Raw genomic sequence first — 22,375 nt, 5'->3', positions numbered from 1 at the left:
GCCGCCTTCCGCTCCCGGCGCAACGGACGCAGAGCCGACAGCTACCGCTGACGCTCCCCCGACCAGCCCCAGCCCCCCGACGGAGCCACCGTGTCACCCCGCGCCGGGCGCTGCCCCGGGCCCCGGGCTTGGCGGGGCTCCCGGACTGTGGCGCCGAAGCCGAGCCGACGGCGAGCCTGCCGAGGTGAGTTCGGGCGGGGTGAGTTCGGGCGGGGCGAGTTGAGGCGGGGTGGCCTCCGCGCTGCGCGGCAGGCAGGCGCCGGGATGGACGGAGCAAGGGCGGTGCAGGCGGTGCGATCGCCCTTTCCCGGCCGATCGTTCCCACCCCGTCACACCCCGCCCGAGCCACCCCCGCCATCCCCACCGGCGGCCCGTCCGTCTCCCGGTATTCGTCCAGCCGGCCCAGCCCCAGCCCCAGCGGCCCCCGCAGCCCGTGTACCGCCCGGCGGGTCCGTCCGCTCAGCCGCTTCCGCCGGGCCTCCCCCTCCTGTCCGCCCGGACGCCCGGTTGCCCCGCAGCGCGTGGTGGACGAAAGCCACGGCGCCCGCGAGGCACAGGCCGCCGAAGGTGAGGGGGAGGACGACGAACCAGGGAGTCTCCCAGGCACCGCCCGCGTCACCGAGGTAGATGACCCCGGCGGCGGTCAGGAAGAAGCCGCCGACGAGTTTGCCGGGCTGGAACTCATGCCGCAGCACGGGCCACCTCCGCCTGTCCCAGACCGACCTCCAGGTCGAGGGTGATCGTGCCGCCGCCCGACGAGCCCCCCACCGGGGGCAGCGTCAGACGATCGCTCTTGTCCGGTGCCACGTCCACGTCCTCCTTGCCCTCACCCGGCAGCTGAATGTCACCGAAGCCCACCTGCACATCGACCCGCACCGTGACGTCCGGCGGGACCACGACCTTCACCTTGCCCGCGCCCACTTCCACACTGGTGGACAACGTCTGGCCCTTCGCCAGGTCCATCCGCGTCAGATCCAACGTGCCCACACCTGTCCCCAGCTCGTACCTTGCCGCCACGTCCGCGGCCTTCTTGGGCGTCCACTCCGTGCGGGCCCAGTCGGTCGTGATGGTCGACGGGAGTGCCGCCGCGCACGCGAGGAGGCCCGCGGTGACCAGGGCCAGGAAGATCGACCCGGCTCCAGTACGGCCGAGGAAAGCGCTCACCGCTATGCCCAGTCCGAACACCACCAGCGCGCAGGCAAGCCCCGTCTCCACGGCGGCGGTCGGGGTGCGGTCCTCCCATGTCGCGGTGGTGCCGAGGCCGCCGGCGACCAGGGCGAGCAGGAAGACCCAGCCGCCGATCCAGCGCGACCCGCGTTGCTTCGGGCCGCGGACGGTGCGTATGTCCTGGTGGGAGGGAGTGCCCCGGGCGATGTTGACCGCCGCGGCGATGTCCCGCCCCTGGGTCTCCCAGGGGCCCCACAGGTAACCCGTGTTGCCCACGTGGGTGCCGTCCTTGACTATCGGGTCCCGCCACCAAGAGGGGTAGGAGACGGCCACGGGAGGCGCCTGGGCCTCCGGCGGTGCGTCCGCGACGGCCTGGGCCGCCAACGGGTCGGGGTCGGGGGTGCCTCTCTGCCGTGACCAGTAGCCCGCGCCGGCCAGGAGGAGGGAGACGATCACGGAGAACGTCAGGACGGTGCCGTTGCCCAGCATGGTGAGGAACACGCCACAGCCGACCAGCGCGAAGAGGATGGCTGCCAGGGCCTGACCGTCGACGCGGCCGGTGAGCAGTTTCCGTACCTCGTTCTCCTCCTCGTCGTCGTACGGCACGAACAGCCAGGCGAAGCCGTAGAAGACGAGGCCGAGACCGCCGGTCGCGGAGAGCACCGCGAGCACGATCCGGAAGATCACCGGGTCCATGTCGCACTGTCGCCCCAGGCCGGCGCAGACGCCGCCCAACATCTTGTACCGCCGGTCTCGCCGGAACCCCTGGGGAGCGACCGGGGCGCCGACGGGATCGCCGGCAGCTCCTAGTCCCGCCGGAGCGGCAGGGCCGCCGGGAGCGGCTCGGTCCGTCGGACCACCTTCGCCCGGGCCGGCCGCACCAGCGCTGTGGGCGGCTTCAGCCGCGGGCGTGCCCGCGCCTGCGGGCGTGCCCGTGCTCGCGCCGGTGTGCGGCTCCTTCGCCGCGCCCCGGCCATCCCGTGCGCGCGGCTCCTGGGCGGTGCCCGGTGAGGACACGGCGTCCTGCGGCTGGGTGTCCGGCCGCTGGGAGCCGGGTCCCGAGCCGGGTCCCGACTCCGATGCCGCGTGCTGGTGATCCGTCATGCGTCCATCGTGACCGCCGTGCCGGTTCGATGGCAGTCGGGATGACCCTGGTCGAACCCTGATATCCGCCCCGGGATGTGTTCGATCACGGGGCCGGGCGAAGATCAGGGGCGTCTCGGGGATCGACCCTGATGCCCCGATCGGCCGTGCGTGTGAACATCGATGGCATGCCGGAAGCCGCAGCACTGCCCATCGACACTCCGCGGCCTCCGCGCAAGCTCTACCGCAGCAGCGACGGTCGCTGGCTCGGTGGAGTGGCGCGAGGGCTCGCAGGGCATCTCGGGCTGCCCGTGACCTGGGTGCGGCTCGTGTTCGTCGGCCTGTTCACGGCAGACGGCCTGGGCGCGCTGGTGTACGCGGCGTTCTGGTTCTTCGTGCCGCTCGGCGTCGGCGGGGTCGACAATCAGCGGCCGTCGGCCATCACCACCGAGACGTCACCCGACGGCCGCCGCAGACTGGTGGCCCGCAGGCCGGACCGGGGCCAGATCGTCGCCCTTCTCCTCATGGTCGTGGTGGCCATGGTCTTCGTCGGCAATGTGAATCTGGGCGACGGTGCGAGAGCGTATCTCTGGCCGACGGTGCTGGTCGCCGCAGGTGTGGCCCTGGTCTGGCGCCAGGCCGACAATGCGCGGCGTGCCCGCTGGGCCGAGGTCGGCCGCCGTCGGCGCACCCTCACCCTGCTCCGCTCCGTGGCCGGAGTCCTGCTCGTCACCGCCGGAGTCTCCGGGATATTCGTCCTCCAGGGCTCCGCCGCCCACCTCGGCTCGGTGCTGCAGGCCGCCCTCGCGGTCCTGGTGGGGATAGCGCTGCTGGCGGGCCCCTACCTCGTCAGGATGACCCAGGACCTCTCCGAGGAGCGCCTGATGCGCATCCGCGCCCAGGAACGGGCGGAGGTCGCGGCCCATGTCCACGACTCGGTGCTGCACACCCTGACGCTGATACAGCGCAACGCGGACAACCCGAACGAGGTCCGCCGCCTGGCCCGTGCCCAGGAGCGCGACCTGCGCAACTGGCTGTACAAGCCCGAGGGCACCGGCAAGGACGAGGCCGACGAACCCGACACCCTCGCCGAGGCCGTGCGGCGCAACGCGGCGGAGGTCGAGGACAAGCACGGTGTGCCGATAGAGGTGGTCGTCGTCGGCGACTGCCCCCTCGACGAGGGACTGACCGCGCAGATGCAGGCCGCGCGCGAGGCGATGGTGAACGCCGCCAAGTACGGTGGCGAGGGCGGCGCCGTACAGGTCTTCGCCGAGGTCGAGGGAAGGACGGTCTTCGTGTCCGTCCGTGACAGAGGCCCCGGCTTCGATCTCGACGCGATACCCGCCGACCGCATGGGCGTCAGAGAATCGATCATCGGCCGCATGGAGCGCAACGGGGGTACGGCACGGCTGCGCGCCGTACCGGGTGGCGGCACGGAGGTCGAGTTGGAGATGGAGAGGGCGGAGACGACGTCATGAGTGACGCGAACGGGCCGAACGACCTTGCCGCGACGAGCGGTTCGGGTACCGAGCCTACTGCGGGCCGGGGAGGCGACCGGGCTGTGCAGGGACCTGGCCCCGCCGGTGGCGAATCCGACGGCGCCGCGGCGCAGGGGGCGTTCGGCGACGCCGGAGTCTCCGACGCCTCCGACGCCTCCACTTCCGGCAGTTCCGCCGGCGCCGCGCCCGGGGCCGAGCCGGAGGCCGAGGTGTCCGGGCCCGGGCGCCACGTTCGGGTCGTGCTCGTCGACGATCACCGTATGTTCCGTACGGGAGTGCGGGCCGAGATCGGGCAGACGGAGCGTACGGGGGTCGAGGTCGTCGGGGAGGCGCCCGACGTCGACCAGGCGGTCTCGGTGATCACGAGTACCCGTCCCGAGGTGGTGCTCCTCGACGTGCATCTCCCCGGCGGCGGTGGGGTGGAAGTTCTGCGTCGCTGCTCGGCGTTGATGGCGGACACCGAAGAGCCGGTTCGTTTTCTCGCACTGTCGGTCTCGGACGCGGCCGAGGATGTCATCGGGGTGATCCGGGGCGGCGCGCGGGGCTATGTCACCAAGACGATCACCGGCACCGACCTCGTCGACTCCATCTTCCGGGTCCAGGACGGGGACGCGGTGTTCTCCCCGCGGCTGGCCGGCTTCGTCCTCGACGCCTTCGCCTCCACCGACGCCCCGCCCGTCGACGAGGACCTCGACCGCCTCACCCAGCGTGAGCGCGAGGTGCTGCGTCTCATCGCCCGCGGCTATGCGTACAAGGAGATCGCCAAGCAGCTCTATATCTCGGTGAAGACCGTGGAGTCGCATGTCTCCGCGGTGCTCCGCAAGTTGCAGCTCTCCAACCGGCATGAGCTGACGAGATGGGCGACGGCACGACGGCTGGTGTGAGGGCCGAGCAACCACGGACGGCGCCGCAGCCCCGGCCGGTCCCGACGAGCCCTCCCGCCTCCCGGCACCAGACGGCCCCCGGTACCGCCAGGCCTTCCGGCACCGGCCCGCCTACGACGGTCCCGGTGGCACAGCTGAGCGGCGTTGCCTCCTGTGGACCAGCGCCGGCCGGGGCACGACCCGAGCCACCGGTTGTCAGCCCTCGCTCACGCCACCCGCGTGGCGCCGACGAACGGCATCTCGTCGAGGGGGGCCACGCGTACCGGGGCCGAGGGGTTCGGGGCGTGGATCATCTGCCCGTTCCCCACATAGATGCCCACATGGCTGATCCCGGAGTAGAAGAAGACCAGGTCGCCGGGGAGCAGCTCCGAGCGGGAGACGCGGCGGCCGGCGCCGATCTGGGTGTACGTGGTGCGAGGGAGGGAGACACCGGCGGAGCGGTAGGCGGCCTGGGTGAGGCCGGAGCAGTCGAAGGCGTTGGGGCCGGTGGCGCCCCAGACGTACGGGCTGCCGAGCTTGGAGTAGGCGTAGGAGACGGCGGATGCGGCGCGGTGATTGGGGGCTTTGGAAGCCGAGGACGCCGGTGAGACCGGGCCCGTGACGGTGCGCGGGGACGAGAGGGAGGAGCGCGACACGCGGCCCGGGCCGGAGCCGGGGGTGCTCAGACGGGTGCGGTCCTCGGGCGTGAGGCGGTCGAGGAGCCTCCGTGCCTCTGTCAGCTTCGAGGCGACCGTCTTCTTGTGCTGCTTGACCTCGCGCTGCTTGGTCCTGAGGGTGCCGAGTTCCACCCGGGCGGCCCCGCGGAGGCGTTCGATCTCCAGCAGCTGCTGCCGTACGCCGGCCACATCCGTCGCCTGCCGGTTGCCGACGCGTTCGGCGAGGGCGGCGTTGTCGAGATACCGGTCCGGATCACCGGAGAGCGCCAGCTGCCACGAGGGGTCGAAGCCGCCGCTCCGGTACTGCGCGGTGGCCAGTGAACCCAGCTTTTCACGGGCGGAGTTGAGCCGGTCGGTGCGGCGGGCCGCTTGGTCGCGCAGTTCCTCCAGGTTCTCCTGCGCCTGGTCGGCCTTCTCCTTGGCGCCGTTGTACTTGTCGGTGACGACCTCCGCCTCCTGGTACAGCTTGTCCACCTTCGCCTTGATCTGCTCGGGCGTGAGGTGGGGTTCGGCGTGTCCGGTGCCGTCGAAACCGGTCGCGGTCGCCGCGCCCGCGAGGGCGAGGGTTGCGGCGGTGCGGACCGTCGGGCCGCCGAGCGAGCGCTGTCTGGGCTTGCGGTGCGCTGCCACGTGGACTCCATGTCCTCTCGTACGACCGCCGTCCGTACGTCGGTGCGCACAGACCGCCTGGGGGAGCGGTTTCGCGTCCGGCGACGGCCCGCACAGGGGGGAGCGGGACGCCGCCGGACCTTCTCGGCGGTGGTGTCCGACTGCCGCCCCTGGCCCGGGCGGCGGTGGGGAGCCGGTCACCTGAGGGAGGACGTTAAACCTGGCTGTGCCGGCCCTGTGACGCGTTGTACGGAAGTGGCGCGCACAGGCCGCGAGGTGACCGTATGTGACCGTGATCTTGCCGCGGCGCCGCCATGATCACGCTGTGTAATGATCGATGCGAGGATTCCGCGCCGGGGCGGAGTGAGGGGGTGCTATGGAGCGCATATATGCAAGATCGTCCGTGCGGCGCGAGCCGTCTCCGGGCGCGGGGCGATGGTCCGAACCCCCGTCCGAGGTACCCGCCCCCGGTGCCCGGCCGGTCATCGCTCCCTCATTAGGCTCCGCCCATGGACGTACTCATCCACCTCTTCGTCGCGCTCCACATCATCGGGATCGCCGCCCTCCTGGGCGGCTTTCTCACCCAGATGAAAGCCATGGGCCAGGGCACCGCCCGCTTCGTCCCCGCCATGCTGCACGGCGCGCTCACCATGCTGATCACCGGAGCGGTCCTCGTCGGCCTCAACCAGGCCGACGACCAGCCGGTCAACAACATCAAGATCGGCATCAAGATGGCCCTGCTGGTCGTGATCATGGGACTGGTGTACGTGAAGCGCGACGACGAGGCCGTGGACAAGGCGCTGTTCGGGCTGGTGGGTGCGCTCACCATGGCGAACGTCTTCATCGCGGTGCTCTGGACCTGAGCCGGCCCGCCTCCCCGGCGGACCGGCCGCCTCCCCGGCCGTCCGGCCGCTACGCCGGCCGCACCACGCTGTGGATGGAGGACTCGCCGTCGTAGAAGACCGACTCCTCGCGGACGTAGGTTCCCGGCTTCGGGGCGTGGATCATCATGCCGTTGCCGATGTAGAGGCCGACGTGGCCGACGTTGTCGTAGAAGAAGATCAGGTCGCCGGGGCGGGCTGAGGCGAGCGGGACGGTCGTGCCGGCGTTGACCTGGTCGTAGGTGGTGCGGGGGAGGTCGACGCCGGCCGCCTTCCAGGCGGCCTGGGTGAGACCGGAGCAGTCGTAGGACCCGGGGCCGGTGGCGCCCCAGACGTACGGCTTGCCGATCTGCGCGCGTGCGAAGGTGAGGGCCTTGGCGGCCTTCGCGGCGTAGGTGGAGTCCTCGACCGTTGTCGTGGTCCCGGTGCCCGATGAGGTGTCCTGAGGGGTCTCCTGGGGCTCCTGGGCCTGCTGGGTCTCCTGCGGCTGGGCCGAATCGGCCCGTGACGGGGCCGCCGCCTGCTGCCGCGCCAGTTCCTCCGCCTTGCGGTCGGCCTCCTCCTGCTCCCGCCGCTCGATCGCCGCGAGCCGGGCCTTCTCCTCCGCGGTGAGCTGGGAGAGCAGTTCGCGGGCCGCGGCGAGCTTCGCCTGGACCTTGGCCTTGCCGGCCTTGAGGGCGTTCTGCGACTCGGTGAGCCGGTCGAGACCGGCGGACGCCTCCTGGCGCCGCTTCGAGGTCTCCGCCTGCTGGGTGACGTACTCGTCGACGGCCTCCTGCCGGCGGTCCGTCAGTCGGTCCATCAACTGGTTCCGGGCGAAGTACTCCTGCGGGTCGTCCGCCAGGAGCAGGGCCGCCGTGTCGGGGGCGGCGGCGCCCGTGCGGTACTGGGCGGCCGCGTACGAACCCAGTTCCTCGCGTGCTTCGTTGAGCTTTTCCGTCCGCTTCGCGACGTCGTCGAGGAGGCTGTCGACCTGTTTCTTCTGCTTGGCCGTCTTCTCCTTGACCGAGTTGTAGCTCTCGGTCGCCGTCTCGGCTTGGCGGTAGAGGTCGCCTACCTTCTTCTCCACCTCCTCCAGGCTCGGCTTGTCGTCGGCCGAGGGTGCGGCGGTGGCCGTCTGCGAGAGCAGGGCCACGGAGGTGAGGGCGGCCGTGGCGAGAGCGGGGGTGCGTATACCCGCGCGCGTTCGGCCGGCCGGACGCGGCTTGCGGTGCGGCGCCATGGTTCGGCGACTCCTTCCGTAGTCCGCCTACCGAGTTAGCTGTCGGGTTCGGGCGGAAGCTTCGGAAGGTTTGCCCTACGGCCCTCGCCGCGTACGGCGGTCGGGTCGATTCACCCCAGAGGTCGGTGGGTCCCCGGCTCCGGCTGCCGTGAGGGGCGTACCGGACTCGGCGGAGGCCGTGCGGCCCGGCGACGTTCGCCGGTTGGGTCGTACGGCCTGACCCAAGACGCTAGCCAACTGTTGTGGCCCGTGTGAAGGTTGATGTTCGATATGCCCGATACGTTTTCGTGACCTTGACCTCGCGGGCGCGATAGGTGGTACGTTCGATCACTCACCGCGATGAGGTCGGTGCGACCGGTGGCCGGTGGCTCCGCGGGGAGCGGACCGGAGCGCGCCCCGTACGGACTTCCCGGGGCGGCCCCTCGCTGTCAGTGGGGGCGCCTAGACTCGGAGAGCGATGAGCAGCCTCTTTGACGACAGCTTCCTGGCGGATCTCCGGGCCCCCCGCGGCCGTGACGAGGAGCCCCCGCCGCCGCCCGAGGACGATCATGTGCCGGAGCCGATTCCGGACGATCTGTTCGGCGGGAAGTTCGACGTGCCGCCGGACCGGGACGCCTACTACCGCGACGGTGCCCCGCGCCCCGCGATCGACGCGGCGGCGCTCCTGGACGGGCTGAACGAGAACCAGCGCGCGGCCGTCGTGCACGCCGGCTCCCCCCTGCTCATCGTGGCCGGGGCCGGCTCCGGCAAGACCCGTGTGCTCACCCACCGCATCGCCCACCTCCTCGGCGAGCGGAACGTCCACCCGGGCCAGATCCTCGCGATCACCTTCACCAACAAGGCCGCGGGCGAGATGAAGGAGCGCGTCGAACAACTCGTCGGACCCCGGGCGAACGCGATGTGGGTCATGACCTTCCACAGCGCCTGCGTCCGCATCCTGCGCCGCGAGAGCAAGAAGCTGGGCTTCACCTCCTCCTTCTCGATCTACGACGCCGCCGACAGCAAGCGCCTGATGGCCCTGGTCTGCCGGGACCTGGACCTCGACCCCAAGCGCTTCCCGCCCAAGTCCTTCAGCGCCAAGATCAGCAACCTGAAGAACGAGCTGATCGACGAGGAGGACTTCGCCGCCCAGGCCTCCGACGGCTTCGAGAAGACCCTCGCCCAGGCCTACGCGCTCTACCAGTCCCGCCTCCGCGAGGCGAACGCGCTCGACTTCGACGACCTGATCATGACGACGGTCAATCTGCTCCGCGCCTTCCCGGACGTCGCCGAGCACTACCGCCGACGCTTCCGTCATGTCCTCGTCGATGAGTACCAGGACACCAACCACGCCCAGTACGCCCTGGTCAGGGAGCTGGTCGGCACCTCCGAGCACCCCGTCGACGTACCCCCCGGCGAGTACGACATCCCGCCCGCCGAGCTGTGCGTCGTCGGTGACGCCGACCAGTCGATCTACGCCTTCCGCGGTGCGACGATCCGCAACATCCTCCAGTTCGAGGAGGACTACCCGAACGCGACCACGATCCTGCTCGAGCAGAACTACCGCTCGACGCAGACGATCCTCTCCGCCGCCAACGCCGTCATCGAGCGCAACGAGTCCCGCCGCCCCAAGAACCTGTGGACCAACGCGGGCGCCGGCGCGCAGATCACCGGTTACGTCGCCGACACCGAGCACGACGAGGCCCAGTTCGTAGCCGACGAGATAGACCGCCTGACGGACGCGGGGCACGCCAAGGCCGGGGACGTCGCCGTCTTCTACCGGACCAACGCCCAGTCCCGTGTCTTCGAAGAGGTCTTCATCCGCGTCGGCCTGCCCTACAAGGTCGTCGGCGGTGTCCGCTTCTACGAGCGCAAGGAGGTCCGGGACGTCCTGGCCTACCTGCGTGTCCTCGCCAACCCGGAGGACTCGGTCCCGCTGCGCCGCATCCTCAACGTCCCCAAGCGCGGCATCGGCGACCGCGCCGAGGCGATGATCGACGCCCTCTCCCAGCGCGAGAAGATCAGCTTCCCGCAGGCGCTGAAGCGCGTCGACGAGGCGTACGGCATGGCCGCCCGGTCGACCAACGCGGTCAAGCGGTTCAACACCTTGCTGGAGGACCTGCGGACCGTCGTCGAGTCGGGTGCCGGTCCGGCGACCGTTCTGGAGGCGGTCCTCGAACGGACCGGCTATCTGGCCGAGTTGCAGGCGTCCACCGACCCGCAGGACGAGACCCGCATCGAGAACCTCCAGGAGCTGGCGGCCGTGGCCCTGGAGTTCGAGCAGGAGGCAGGTGCAGGTGAGGGCGGGGGCGCGACGTCCGCCGGTCTCGCCGAGTTCCTCGAGCGGGTCGCGCTGGTCGCCGACTCCGACCAGATCCCCGACGAGGACGAGGACGGCTCGGGTGTCATCACTCTCATGACCCTCCACACCGCCAAGGGCCTGGAGTTCCCCGTCGTCTTCCTGACCGGCATGGAGGACGGCGTCTTCCCGCACATGAGGGCCCTCGGCCAGACCAAGGAGCTGGAGGAGGAGCGCCGGCTCGCGTACGTCGGCATCACCCGCGCGCGGGAACGGCTCTACCTCACCCGGTCCTCGATGCGCAGCGCCTGGGGCCAGCCGTCGTACAATCCGCCCTCCCGCTTCCTGGAGGAGATCCCGGCCACCTATCTGGAGTGGAAGCGCACCGGAGCCTCCGCGCCGATGTCCTCGGGTCCGGCCTCGGGGATCGCGTCGTCGCTGTCGTCGTCGCGCTCCCGTTCCTCCGCCTCGGGCGCGTCCGGCTTCGCCACCCGTCGCACCAACGAGAAGCCTGTGGTCTCCCTCGCCGTCGGCGACCGTGTCACCCACGACCAGTTCGGCCTCGGCACCGTCGTCGCCGTCAAGGGCACGGGAGGCAACGCGGAGGCGACGATCGACTTCGGCGACGCCAAGCCGAAGCGGCTACTGCTGCGGTACGCGCCGGTGGAGAAACTGTAGCGAGGGTCATCGGAGGCTCGGCGGCGAGCTCCCGGCGACATGACTCGGGCCCCTGCTCAGCAGGGGCCCGCTTCCTTGCCTGGTCCTGTTCGACTCTGCCCGGTCCGGTTCGGTGCGCGGGTTACGTCGGGTCCAGTCCGTGGCTGCGCAGCCAGGCCAGGGGGTCTATGGCCGAGCCGCCGGCCGGATGGACCTCGAAGTGCAGGTGCGGTCCGGTCGAGTTGCCCGAGTTGCCCGAGTAGGCGATGACGTCGCCGGCCTTGACGGTCGCGCCGGAGGCGACCTTGTACGTGGAGAGGTGGCAGTACCAGGTCTCGGTGCCGTCCTTGGCCGTCACGACGACCATGTTGCCGTAGGCCGGGTTCCACTGGGTGCGGACGGTGCCGTCGGTCGCGGCCATCACCGGCGTGCCGTACGAGACGGGGAAGTCGATACCCGTGTGCTGCGACATCCAGTTGACACCGGACTGCCCGTAGAACGCGCTGAGCCCGTGCTTGGCGACCGGCAGGGCGAACTTCGGCCGCAGCCGCTCCTTGCGGGCCGCCTCGGCTGCCGCCTTCTTCTGCTCCAGCTCCTGCTGGGCTTTGAGGTCGATGCGCTCCTGTGTGCGGCTCGCGCGGTCGGCGAAGTCGTCCGCCTCCGCGGAGAGGCTCTCCAGCTGGGTGTCGAGCTGGTTGTTGGCGGTGGACGGCTTCACGGCGGTGGCGTCCGACTTGGTCGCCGCCGTCGTCTCCGTGTCGCCCCCGCCGACGCCCACGGAGGCCGCCGCGATGCCCGCGACACCCATGACGCACGCCGACGGAACGGCCACGGTCAGCAGGGCGGAACGTTTGGCCGGAGCGCGGCGACGTGATCGCGAGGCCGCGCGAGTGGCCGCGCGGCCCGGGCTCGCGCTCCTGGGGGCCGGGGTGACCTCCTCCTGGTCGTCGAGGAGCGCGGCGTGTTCCACGTCGCCGGCCTCGAACTCGCCGTCCTGGAGGAGGGGTTGGTCCTGGTCGTGTGGGGTGACCTGCTCGAAGGTGGCGGTTGCCTGCTGGGCGAACTCCACCGCTTCGGGTGAGGGGTGCTCGTGGGCCTCGGACGGCTCGGAGGCGCTGTCACCGTACGACTCGGAGTCGCCGCCGTCGTGCTCGTCGGAGGCCGACGCGCCGTCCGTGTTCCACTGCGTGGCGTCGAACACGCCGGTCGCGAAGTGCTGCACCCCGACCCACTGCTGAGTCTGGCCTGCGTCCAACTGGTCCGTCTGTGCCAGTTGTTCGGCCTGGAGCCAGCCGCTCGCGTCCCACTGGCCGCTGGCGTCCGGACCCGCCGACTGGGCCGGGACCTGGGCGAGGTGCTCGTAACCGGCGGACCAGGACGTGGTGTCGTAGTTGCCCGTGTCGTACGCGGCCTGGTGCTGCGCCGCGTACGGGTCGTAGTTCAGCGTCTGGTGGCTGCCCGTGGACCACTGGGAGGCGTCGTAGGAGCCGGTGCCCGGGTCGTTGCCCGGAAGGTCACCGAAAAGAGGGTCGGTCTCGAAGGTTCCGGTGGCGCCCTCCGGGGCACTCGTGCCGGAGTCAAAACCAGTGGCGGCGTAATCGCCGTACGTGGTGAAGTCGCCGTAACCGGCTTCCTGGTGGCCGTACGACGCGTACTGCGCCGGGTCGGCATCGGAGGCCGGGGCCGGGGATGTTGCGGTCCCCGACGGGTGACGATCGTTCACCAACTTCTCTTTCGCCTCGACGACAGGGGCTGGCAGAGCAGTGCGGGTGACTGTACCCGGCGGTACGCGGGCGCGACAATCTTCAACGGGTTTCACGGCCGTAGGAAACGGGCATTCGAGCGTCTTTCGGCGGTCTGTGGGGACGAGTTTGGCCTTGCGTTCGAAGCCTGTTCGATAATCGGCGGCCGTGTGGGGCTTGTGAGGCGGCCGGGTTCCCGGTTTGCGCGGGCTCCTCGATGCGCGGGCGAGCCGCCCAGGGGGCGCGTGGATGCCTTCCGGAAGGGTGTCGCGATTCCGGCGCATGGTGGGGGCGTGTGGAGGTGCGCCGCGTTTACGGCGGTATGTCCCGCGATCGGGTCGTGGCTGCGCTTCGGGGGAGGCGGTGGTGCGGCACGGCGATCGTGTCGCGGCCGGTGTCACGCCACGGTCAGGCCGCCCGGGTGCGCGGCGGGGCGGGTCGCGGTGGGGGTCGCGTCCAGTGCCTGGCGGATCTCGGTGGCGACGGTGGGGTGCACGGGCAGTGCGAGATGACCGATGCCGGTGACCTGGATGTTCCGCGCCATGAGGTCCGGGTGGTCGATACAGGCGGTCTCCGCCGGAACCATCACATGGTCGAAATCGCTCCAGAACGCCACGAAATGCGTACGGCAGCCCGGTGCCGGCTCGCGCAGCTCCTCCAGCAGCTCCGAACCGGGCCGCATCTGCCGGACGATCGGGTGCGCGTTCGCGAGCGGCGCGACCTGGGTGCCCCCGTGCGGGGTGCCGAGCGTGACGACCGTGCGGACGCGGTGGTCGCCGCCGAGCCGCTGCACGTAGTACCGCGCGATCAGTCCGCCCAGGCTGTGCCCGACGATGTCCACCTGCTCCCGGCCCGTCCGCTCGCAGATGTCCTCGATGTGCCGGCCGAGCAGTTCGGCGGCGGTTCGGATGTCGTAGGTCAGCGGCGAGTAGTTGAGGGACTCCAGGTGCCGGCCGCCGTCCTGGGCCAGGGCGCGGCGCAGCAGGACGAACACGGAGCGGTTGTCGATGAAGCCGTGCAGGAGCACCACCGGAGGCTTGTCCTGCGTCGGAAGCCGGGGCGCGTCAGTCGAGGGGGGCAGCGGAGTGATCCGGCGCTCCTGGATGATCCCGGAGGGGTAGAGCAGCAGATGTCCGGCGAGGATCGCCAGTTCCAGGGCGGTCGCCTTGAGCAGGGCCATCGAGAGACCGGCCAGCCTGATGGGCAGGAGCCGCTCGCAGAGCGGAAGAAGGGGCGCTGCCGCCCTGGTGACCTTCATGCCCGACCCTCCCGTCGGCAGACGGCCGGACGGCCGGCGTCCCCCGTATGCCCTAGTGGAGAGCCCGCGGGTGCGGTCGGCGGGCGGCGTGGACGCGAAGGCCGATCATCTGCGACGCCTGGTGCGTCCGCGTACATCCGGGGCGTCCGGATGCCTCCGATCGGTGCAACGCGTGGTGCGTACGCGACGCGTGGGGCGCCGGTGACGCTACGGGAGCCGTCGATCCTCCTTCCGGCCCCCGCTGTCCTGCCGTCCACCGTCCGCCGACGTCGCCCCACCGCCGTGGCTCCCGTGAACGGCGAGGGTGGTGCGGCGCCTGCTGACGGCCCTCCTTTCGCGCCCGCTCCCGTTCGTGGCGCGCGCGGCACGGGGGCTGAGGTGTCTCGGCGTGGCCGCCGGGGCACCTCGGTTCCCGCGACGCGTGAGCCGCGAGAACCGGGAACAGTGCGCGGCGAACGTGTCCCACCGTGTGATTTCCCCCTCGGTCCCCACCGCGAAACTGCCGGTTGCGGGATGCTGGGGATAACGTTCGTTCACTTCCCCGGTGTGTGGTGCGGGTGGCTGTTCTGTGGAACTGATGACATGCGGACATGCCCGGTGCGGCGGGTAGTGATATGTGCGGTTTTCGCGGTGCGCGCGGTATTGGCGGCCGTGCTCTGTTACGGATGGGTGTAGTCGTTTCATGGAGGCAGTGATGGGTGTGGCAGCCGGTCCGATCCGCGTGGTGGTGGCCAAGCCGGGACTCGACGGCCACGATCGCGGGGCCAAGGTGATCGCGCGGGCGCTGCGCGACGCCGGTATGGAGGTCATCTACACCGGCCTCCACCAGACGCCGGAACAGATCGTCGACACCGCGATCCAGGAGGACGCCGACGCGATCGGGCTCTCCATTCTCTCGGGCGCCCACAACACGCTCTTCGTGGCCGTGATCGATCTCCTCAAGGAGCGCGACGCCGAGGACATCCTCGTCTTCGGCGGCGGCATCATTCCCGAGGCCGACATCGCGCCCCTCAAGGAGAAGGGTGTCGCCGAGATCTTCACGCCCGGGGCGACGACGGCGTCGATCGTGGACTGGGTGCGGGCGAACGTGCGGCAGCCGGCCGGCGCGTAGCCGGTTCCCTCCGGGGGCGAGGCGGGGGCGGGGCTTCGGCCGCGTGTGTCTGTGCGGGTGCGTGGGGACTGGTCGCGCCCACGCGGCGGAACCGCATGGTGTCGGCGCCCCGCGCCCCTGAAAAGCGACCGGGGCTGCGCCCCGTGCTTTTCCTGTGAAGGGCGGGCCGCAGGCCCGACCCCTGAAGGGGCGCGGGGAACTGCGCGAGAAACCACGAACCACCCGCACCCGCCAACGAACCCGCACCCCCGAGCTACTGGGCGCCCCCCGGATTACCGTCCGGCGCCAACTCCGCCGTCATCGTCGCGCGCAACCGCAACGTCGTCGCCAGGCGCTGGAACGCCTCGGCCCAGTAGCCCCCGGCGCCCGGCGCCGCTCCCTCCGGTTCCTCCGTGGCCGCCGTGAGCGGTTCGAGTCGGGCCGCCTCGCCGGGGTCCAGGCACCGCTCCGCCAGGCCCATCACCCCGCTGAAGCTCCAGGGGTAACTGCCCGCGTCCCGCGCGATGTCGAGGGCGTCCACCACGGCCCGGCCCAGCGGCGGAGCCCACGGGACGTCGCACACTCCGAGCAGTTGGAACGCTTCCGACAGGCCGTGCGTCCCGATGAACCCGGCGACCCACGCGGCCCGCTCGTCGGCGTCCAGCGTCGCCAGCAGCTTCGCCCGCTCGGCGAGCGACACGGCCCCCGGCCCACCCGCCTCCGGGGTGACGGGCGCCCCCAGCAGAGCCCGCGACCAGCGGGGATCACGCTGGCGTACCGCCGCACGGCACCAGGCGCCGTGCAGCTCCGCCTGCCAGTCGTCCGCGACCGGCAGGGCCACCACCTCCTCCGGCGTACGGCCGCCGAGCCGTGCCGACCAGGCGTCGAGCGGTGCCGCCTCCACCAACTGGCCCAGCCACCAGGACCGTTCACCCCGGCCGGTGGGCGCCTTGGGCTGGACGCCGTCGCGCTCCATGCCCGGGTCGCACTCGTGCGGCGCCTCGACCACGATCGTGGGCGTGTCACCCGTATGGTCCACGGCCACGCACGCGGTCGCCCGCCGCGCCATCCGGCCGGCGAGCGCCGAAGTGGGCAGCGCGGACAGCAACTCGGCCGCGGTGGACCGCACATTGCGACTGCGGTCGGCCAACGCCCCCTCCAGGAAAGGTTCGTCCGCCGCTTCGAGCCCCGTCCGGAGCGAGTCGAGGAACATTAGCCGGTCCTCGGCCCGTTCCGTCGACCAGGTGGTGGCCAGCAACTCCCGTGCGACGGCGGCGTCCTGCGCCCGCAGGGTGGTGAGCAGCGCCACGCGTTCGGCGAACAGGCCCTCCAGCCAAAGGCGTTGTATGCGCTCCGGTTCGTCCGGGCCGGGCAGCGCCGAACTGCCGCCCGGCGCGGCCCGCAGCGCGAAACGCCAGTCCGTGTTCAGCCGGGCCAGCCACAACGCGCGCGTACCCGCGAAGGTCAGGGCGGCGGTGCGCAGATCCGTACGGCCGCGCGCCGCGTCGAGCAGCGCGGGCAGCATCTCCGGTGGCGCCGCGTACCCGTGCGCGTTGGCCAGAGCCAGCCACTGGGGCAGCAGCTCCATCAGGTCCGGCGCCGTCCCCCGGCGACCGCCACCCGTACCGGGCCGGTCCGTCAGGAGCGTCGCGAGGCGGCGGGCAGCAGCCGGCGGCAGTGTGGGCCGTCCGTCCGGTGGGGCGGGCTGCGGTCGTGCCGCCGCCCGCACGGGGCGAAGCCCCGCCCGGCGCCGTACGGTCTCCACCGCCGCCGCGTCCAGCAGGGCCACCGGTGCCTCACGTCCGGACACCGGCACCGGAGGCGTACGGCGGTCCGTCCCGAGCAGCGCCGAGGTGACTAGCTCCTCCCAGGCGGACCCCGCCGGGGCTGCTGACGTTCTGGTCATGAGAATTCCTTCCGTGCGGGGCCGGTCGGGTGGGAGTGGCCGGTCCGTCGGCCGGGGCGAGTGCGCCCGGTGCCGCCGTCGCTCAGCACAGGGCGACCGCCTGTCCCGACGACTCCTCCGCCCACGCCGTCAGCGGAGTGAAGCCCCGGTGGCCGCATTCGCCGAAGACCGTGACGGGGGCGCCGCCGGACAGGGCGACGAGGCGCCACAGACCGGGGCGTGACCGGGCGGACGGAGTGAGGGGCAGGGCCAAGCCGGCGTCCGGGTCCGTCAGCTGCCAGGAGTCGCCGTCCGGGGTGGGTATGACGCGCGCGAGGGTGACCGGGTACGAGTCGAGCCACGGGTCGTCCCGCAGAGCCTCGCCGTAGCGTGCCGCCGCCTCGGCCGGAGTCACCCCGGGCGGCCGTACGTCCGCCGGTGCGGGCGCCGTGAACCGCCGGCCCAGGGTCGCTCGGAGCCGGCCGCCGCCCGGGTACGCGGACACCTCCGCCTCGAACGCCAGGCCCACCGGCAGCGACAGTTCCGGCGCGCGGCCGGCCGCCCCGTAGGACAGGAGCAGGGCCGTTCGGCCCGACTCGGCGCCGTGGAGCCAGATACGGCGGGTGGTGAGACGGGCGTCCGATGTGTCGTACTGGGCGAGGGCCAGCCAGCGGTCGCGGACCGGGGGCCCGTCTGCGGGGCCCGACAGACCGACGCGGGAGCGGACCGTCGCCGCGAGTTCCTCCGGGAGGCTTTCCCGGCGCAGCCAGCCCTGGTCGAGAAGGTGGAGGAGGGCGCACTCCTCCAGGAGCCGGACCGGCCAGCCCGCTCCCGATCCCGGTATGGCGCCCAACTCCCGGACCCGCGCCGCGAGTCCGGGAGCCTGCGCGTCGATCATCCGGGCGGCCGTCTCCTCCCACAGGCCGTATCCCGCCTGCTCCGCGGCGGCCAGTCCGCCGCGGAGCAGGTCGGTCAGGCGCTGTTCGAGCTCGGTCGCGCCCGCGGTGATGCGCTCGGCGCGCCGCTCGGCCCGGCGACGCGCCGCCTCGGGGTCAGCGGACGTGGCCCCAGATGCCGCGCCCGTCCTCGTCGTCCTCTCCGCTGCGCGCCTGCGGCGGCCTTCCAGCCACTGCTCCGCCCAGTCCGGCGCCTGCCCAGGCGGCACCGCACCGGCGTCGCCCGCCCAGAGCAGCAGCAGTCCCAGCGCGTGTTTGCACGGGAACTTGCGGCTCGGACAACTGCACTTGTACGCGGGCCCGGATGAGTCCGCGACGTCGACCACAGTCTGATACGGCTTGCTTCCACTGCCTTTGCACAGTCCCCACACCGTCCCCTCGTCCGAAGTGCCCGCCTGCGACCACGGTCCGGCCGCGGCGAGTTTGCTTCCGGCTTTGCGCGAGGCTGCGTCAGGTGCCAGTGCCAGCACCTGCTCAGCCGTCCAGCGCACCCCCTGCTGAGTCATGTTCCGAAGGTAGATCCCACCACTGACAATTGGCTTGCGCCAAGGGATTTCCGCAGGTCAGACTGGATTGTCAGTGGTGTGGTGCAGTGTGGTCAGCAGATCCGAACCGGCCGAGCTGGAGGGGGACTCAGCCATGCCTGCGTCCGTAGAAGCGACCACTGTCGACCCGAGCCGCAACCAGTCCGCGCCCGCGAACACGGGTGCGCGCGGAGAGCGTGAGCACACCGGAGGCGAGGAGCTGCGCCCGCACGCCGAACACGCGTTCGCTGGCGAACTCGCCGCGCTCGCGGCCCAGGACGACCGGCCGCGCCCGGTCCGCTGGAAGCTCTCCCCGTGGGCGGTCGCCACGTATCTGCTCGGCGGGACGCTCCCGGACGGCACGGTGATCACACCGAAGTACGTCGGCCCGCGCCGCATCGTCGAGGTCGCCGTCACCACCCTCGCCACCGACCGCGCCCTGCTCCTGCTCGGAGTGCCCGGCACCGCCAAGACCTGGGTCTCCGAACACCTCGCGGCGGCCGTCAGCGGCGACTCGACCCTGCTCGTGCAGGGCACGGCCGGCACCCCGGAGGAGGCGATCCGCTACGGCTGGAACTACGCGCAGCTGCTCGCCCACGGCCCGAGCCGGGACGCCCTCGTGCCCAGCCCGGTCATGCGCGCCATGGCCGAGGGCATGACCGCCCGGGTAGAGGAACTGACCCGCATCCCGGCCGACGTCCAGGACACCCTGATCACGATCCTGTCCGAGAAGACCCTGCCCATCCCGGAGCTGGGGCAGGAGGTGCAGGCCGTCCGCGGCTTCAACCTCATCGCCACGGCCAATGACCGCGACCGCGGGGTCAACGACCTGTCCAGCGCCCTGCGCCGCCGCTTCAACACCGTCGTGCTGCCGCTGCCCGAGAGCGCCGACGCCGAGGTCGAGATCGTCTCGCGCCGCGTCGACCAGATCGGCCGCTCCCTCGACCTGCCGACCGCGCCCGACGGCATCGACGAGATCCGCCGTGTCGTCACCGTCTTCCGCGAACTGCGCGACGGCGTCACCACGGACGGCCGTACGAAGCTGAAGTCGCCCAGCGGCACGCTCTCCACCGCCGAGGCGATCTCCGTCGTCACCAACGGGCTAGCCCTCGCCGCCCACTTCGGCGACGGCGTCCTGCGCCCCTCCGACGTGGCCGCGGGCATCCTCGGCGCCGTCGTCCGCGACCCGGCCGCCGACCGCGTCATCTGGCGGGAGTACCTGGAGGCGGTCGTACGCGAGCGCGACGGCTGGACCGACTTCTACCGCGCCTGCCGCGAGGTGAGCGCGTGACGGCCCGGGAGGAGCGCCAGAAGAGCGCGCGGCCGTCCGGCGCCGGACCACTGCTCCTCGGTGTACGGCACCACGGCCCCGGCTCGGCGCGGGCGGTACGGGCGGCGCTGGACGCGGCCCGGCCCCGGGTCGTGCTGATCGAGGGCCCGCCGGAGGCGGACGCCCTGATCCCGCTCGCCGCCGACGAGGACATGCGGCCCCCGGTCGCCCTCCTGGCCCACGCGGTCGACGAGCCCGGCCGGTCCGCCTTCTGGCCCCTCGCCGAGTTCTCGCCCGAGTGGGTGGCCATCCGCTGGGCCCTGGAGCACGCGGTCCCCGCCCGCTTCATCGACCTCCCGGCCACGCACACGCTGGCCTGGGGGAGGGAGGACGCCGCGGCAGCGCAGCCGGAAGGACCGACGTCGGGGGCGGAGGGGCCCACTCAGGGAGCGCAGGGGGAGGCCGCCCCCGAAGCGGCCGAGGCCGAGGCCGACGAGCGGACCGGGGCAGGTGGTGCCGAACCGGTCGAAGGGAACGCCGACGACGGTTCGGGGTCCGTGGGATCCACGGTTCGCGTCGATCCGCTGGCCGCGCTCGCGGAAGCCGCCGGTTACGACGACCCGGAGCGCTGGTGGGAGGACGTGGTCGAGCACCGGGGGACGGACGGGGACGCGTTCGCGCCGTTCGCCGCGCTGGCGGAGGCCATGGGCGCGCTGCGGGAGGTATACGGGATCGGGGGCCACGACCGCGACCCGGTGCGCGAGGCGTACATGCGCCTGCAGACACGGGCCGCACAGAAGGAGTTCGGGGACGACGAGGTGGCCGTCGTGTGCGGAGCCTGGCATGTGCCGGCACTGCGGGAGAAGCGGACGATGGCCGCCGACCGGGCCCTGCTCAAGGGGCTGCCCAAGGTCAAGGCCGACATGACATGGGTGCCGTGGACACACCGGAGGCTCGCCCGGGCCAGCGGCTATGGCGCGGGGATCGACTCACCCGGCTGGTACGGACACCTGTTCGGGGCTCCCGACCGTCCGGTCGAGCGCTGGCTGACCAAGGTGGCCGGCCTGCTGCGCGAGGAGGACCGCATCGTGTCCTCCGCCCATGTCATCGAGGCGGTACGGCTGGCCGAGACGCTGGCCGCGATGCGCGGTCGCCCCCTGCCGGGCCTCACCGAGACCACCGACGCCGTACGGGCCGTGATGTGCGAGGGCTCGGACATGCCGCTGTCGCTGGTGCACGACCGGCTGGTGGTCGGGGATGTGCTGGGGGAGGTCCCCGCGGCGGCGCCGGCCGTGCCGTTGCAGCGGGACCTGGCGCGGCTCCAGCGGCGGCTGCGCCTCAAGCCGGAGGCCCTGGAGCGGGAGCTGGAGCTCGACCTGCGCAAGGAGAACGACGCGGAGCGCAGCCGTCTCCTGCACCGGCTGCGGCTGCTCGGCGTCGAGTGGGGCGAGCCCGCGGTGTCGCGGAACAGCACGGGGACGTTCCGGGAGACCTGGCGGCTGCGCTGGGAGCCGGAGCTGGCGGTGCGGGTCGCCGAGGCCGGGGTGTGGGGGACGACGGTGCTCGCGGCGGCGACCGCGAAGGCCGAGTCGGACGCCCTCTCCGCCCAGTCGCTCGCCGACATCACCGCACTCGCCGAGCGCTGTCTGCTGGCCGAACTGACCGACGCGCTGCCCGTGGTGATGCGGGTCCTCGCCGACCGCGCCGCACTCGACGCCGACGTCGCCCACCTCGCCCAGGCCCTCCCGGCCCTGGTCCGGTCCCTCCGCTACGGCGACGTCCGCGCCACCGACACCCGGGCACTCTCCGAGGTCGCCGCCGGGCTCGCCGAGCGGATCTTCGTCGGACTGCCGCCGGCCTGCGCCGCGCTCGACGCGGAGGCGGCACAGGAGATGCGCCGCCATGCGGACGCGGTGCACGCGGCGGTCGGGCTGCTGGGCGACACCGCCGACGCGGGACACGGTGACCTACGGGACCGCTGGCACGCGGTGCTGCGGGTGCTCTCCGGTCGGGACACCGTGCCGGGCGTCATCCGGGGCCGGGCTGTACGACTCCTGCTCGACGGGGGTCAGTTGGGGCAGGACGAGGCGGCCCGGCTCATGGGGCTCGTGCTGTCGCCGGGCACGGCGCCGGCCGACGCGGCGGCATGGATCGAGGGGTTCGTCGGCGGCGGCTCGGGCGGCGGAATGCTGCTGGTCCACGACGAACGGCTCCTCGGGCTGGTCGACGCCTGGCTGACCGGCGTGCCGGGGGACGCGTTCACGGACGTACTGCCGTTGCTGCGGCGGACGTTCTCGGCGTACGAGCCGGGGGTGCGCAGGACGCTCGGCGAGCTGGTGCGGCGCGGACCGGGGCGGGAGAGCGCGGCGGCGGCGGGCGGGTCCGGCGCGCCCGGCTTCGCGGACGAGCTCGACGGCGAGCGCGCGGACGCGGTGCTGCCGGTGGTGCGGCTGCTGCTGGGCCTGGACGACGACCGGGCGCACATCGATGACAACGACCTTGTGGGGGTGGCGGGATGACGATGACGCCGGACGGACTGAGGGAGACGGGGCGAGCCGCCGGCGGGGTGGCCGCCGGGGACGGGCACGGCCACGCGCCGGGGCCCCGGTCGGGCGACCGGTCCACGACGACCGTGCGGGTGATGCCGCTGTGGGCCCGCCCCCGCACGGGGGTGGGCGGATGACGACGAGGAGGTCGGCGGAGGGAGCCATGGG

15 protein-coding genes and 1 riboswitch are annotated in these 22,375 nt (G+C 72.2%); of the genes, 8 read left to right on the top strand and 7 right to left on the bottom strand.

From position 1 onward, the window contains the following. Window positions 1–681 precede the first annotated feature (681 nt). Window positions 682–2,271 carry a PspC domain-containing protein gene (locus tag AC067N_RS21680; protein WP_478680515.1) on the bottom strand — a complete coding sequence of 530 codons (1,590 nt, stop codon included), beginning with the start codon at window positions 2,269–2,271 and terminating at the stop codon, window positions 682–684. Window positions 2,272–2,402: 131 nt separating this feature from the next. Between AC067N_RS21680 and AC067N_RS21675 the strand changes: the two genes are divergently transcribed. Beyond that, window positions 2,403–3,728, top strand: coding sequence for a PspC domain-containing protein (locus AC067N_RS21675; protein ID WP_478680514.1), 1,326 nt, complete (start codon window positions 2,403–2,405; stop codon window positions 3,726–3,728). Continuing rightward, a complete protein-coding gene (locus AC067N_RS21670; RefSeq protein WP_478680513.1) occupies window positions 3,725–4,633 on the top strand; it encodes a LuxR C-terminal-related transcriptional regulator in 909 nt (302 codons plus the stop codon). Before AC067N_RS21675 ends, AC067N_RS21670 begins: the two co-directional genes overlap by 4 nt. A 206-nt stretch (window positions 4,634–4,839) precedes the next feature. Here AC067N_RS21670 and AC067N_RS21665 read toward each other — a convergent pair whose 3' ends face one another. After that, window positions 4,840–5,919 carry a C40 family peptidase gene (locus tag AC067N_RS21665; RefSeq protein WP_478680512.1) on the bottom strand — a complete coding sequence of 360 codons (1,080 nt, stop codon included), beginning with the start codon at window positions 5,917–5,919 and terminating at the stop codon, window positions 4,840–4,842. Window positions 5,920–6,407: 488 nt separating this feature from the next. Here AC067N_RS21665 and AC067N_RS21660 point away from each other — a divergent pair, with 488 nt between their 5' ends. Beyond that, the gene (locus tag AC067N_RS21660) at window positions 6,408–6,761 is read left to right on the top strand and encodes a hypothetical protein (RefSeq protein ID WP_478680511.1); all 354 of its coding nucleotides are present in this window, start codon (window positions 6,408–6,410) and stop codon (window positions 6,759–6,761) included. 49 nt (window positions 6,762–6,810) lie between these two features. Here AC067N_RS21660 and AC067N_RS21655 read toward each other — a convergent pair whose 3' ends face one another. After that, window positions 6,811–8,001 (bottom strand): C40 family peptidase, encoded by a 1,191-nt coding sequence (locus tag AC067N_RS21655; protein ID WP_478680510.1) that lies wholly within the window; start codon window positions 7,999–8,001, stop codon window positions 6,811–6,813. Between the two features lie 9 nt (window positions 8,002–8,010). Continuing rightward, window positions 8,011–8,183: riboswitch (cyclic di-AMP (ydaO/yuaA leader) on the bottom strand. A 275-nt stretch (window positions 8,184–8,458) separates the two neighbouring features. Between AC067N_RS21655 and pcrA the strand changes: the two genes are divergently transcribed. Then, window positions 8,459–10,957 (top strand): DNA helicase PcrA, encoded by a 2,499-nt coding sequence (pcrA, locus tag AC067N_RS21650; RefSeq protein ID WP_478680509.1) that lies wholly within the window; start codon window positions 8,459–8,461, stop codon window positions 10,955–10,957. A gap of 121 nt (window positions 10,958–11,078) precedes the next feature. Here pcrA and AC067N_RS21645 read toward each other — a convergent pair whose 3' ends face one another. Both AC067N_RS21645 and AC067N_RS21640 read right to left on the bottom strand, forming a co-directional pair. Then, window positions 11,079–12,659, bottom strand: a complete 1,581-nt coding sequence (locus AC067N_RS21645) for a M23 family metallopeptidase (protein WP_478680508.1) — start codon at window positions 12,657–12,659, stop codon at window positions 11,079–11,081. Window positions 12,660–13,075: 416 nt separating this feature from the next. Continuing rightward, window positions 13,076–13,936 (bottom strand): lipase family alpha/beta hydrolase, encoded by an 861-nt coding sequence (locus tag AC067N_RS21640; protein ID WP_478680507.1) that lies wholly within the window; start codon window positions 13,934–13,936, stop codon window positions 13,076–13,078. Window positions 13,937–14,630: 694 nt separating this feature from the next. Here AC067N_RS21640 and AC067N_RS21635 point away from each other — a divergent pair. After that, entirely contained in the window at window positions 14,631–15,047 is a 417-nt protein-coding gene (locus tag AC067N_RS21635; RefSeq protein WP_478680506.1) for a cobalamin B12-binding domain-containing protein, read from the top strand. A gap of 253 nt (window positions 15,048–15,300) precedes the next feature. Here AC067N_RS21635 and AC067N_RS21630 read toward each other — a convergent pair whose 3' ends face one another. Together AC067N_RS21630 and AC067N_RS21625 are read right to left on the bottom strand one after the other, a co-directional pair. Further along, window positions 15,301–16,932, bottom strand: a complete 1,632-nt coding sequence (locus AC067N_RS21630) for a DUF5691 domain-containing protein (RefSeq protein WP_478680505.1) — start codon at window positions 16,930–16,932, stop codon at window positions 15,301–15,303. Window positions 16,933–17,014: 82 nt separating this feature from the next. Then, complete coding sequence (locus AC067N_RS21625) at window positions 17,015–18,373, bottom strand: SWIM zinc finger family protein (protein ID WP_478680504.1); 1,359 nt, start codon at window positions 18,371–18,373, stop codon at window positions 17,015–17,017. A gap of 133 nt (window positions 18,374–18,506) precedes the next feature. Here AC067N_RS21625 and AC067N_RS21620 point away from each other — a divergent pair, with 133 nt between their 5' ends. From AC067N_RS21620 to AC067N_RS21610, 3 genes are read left to right on the top strand one after another with little or no spacing between them, the layout of a single operon-like run. Further along, window positions 18,507–19,682, top strand: coding sequence for an ATP-binding protein (locus AC067N_RS21620; RefSeq protein WP_478680503.1), 1,176 nt, complete (start codon window positions 18,507–18,509; stop codon window positions 19,680–19,682). Further along, window positions 19,679–22,180 (top strand): DUF5682 family protein, encoded by a 2,502-nt coding sequence (locus tag AC067N_RS21615; protein ID WP_478680502.1) that lies wholly within the window; start codon window positions 19,679–19,681, stop codon window positions 22,178–22,180. Before AC067N_RS21620 ends, AC067N_RS21615 begins: the two co-directional genes overlap by 4 nt. Beyond that, on the top strand, window positions 22,177–22,344 hold the full coding sequence (locus tag AC067N_RS21610) for a hypothetical protein (RefSeq protein ID WP_478680501.1): 168 nt from the start codon (window positions 22,177–22,179) through the stop codon (window positions 22,342–22,344). The genes AC067N_RS21615 and AC067N_RS21610 overlap by 4 nt, the downstream gene beginning before the upstream one ends. Window positions 22,345–22,375 lie beyond the last annotated feature (31 nt).

The organism is Streptomyces sp. NPDC042364, assembly GCF_056437585.1.
The sequence above is the reverse complement of the archived record's forward strand: the minus strand, read 5'-3'. Positions and strand labels throughout refer to the sequence as shown.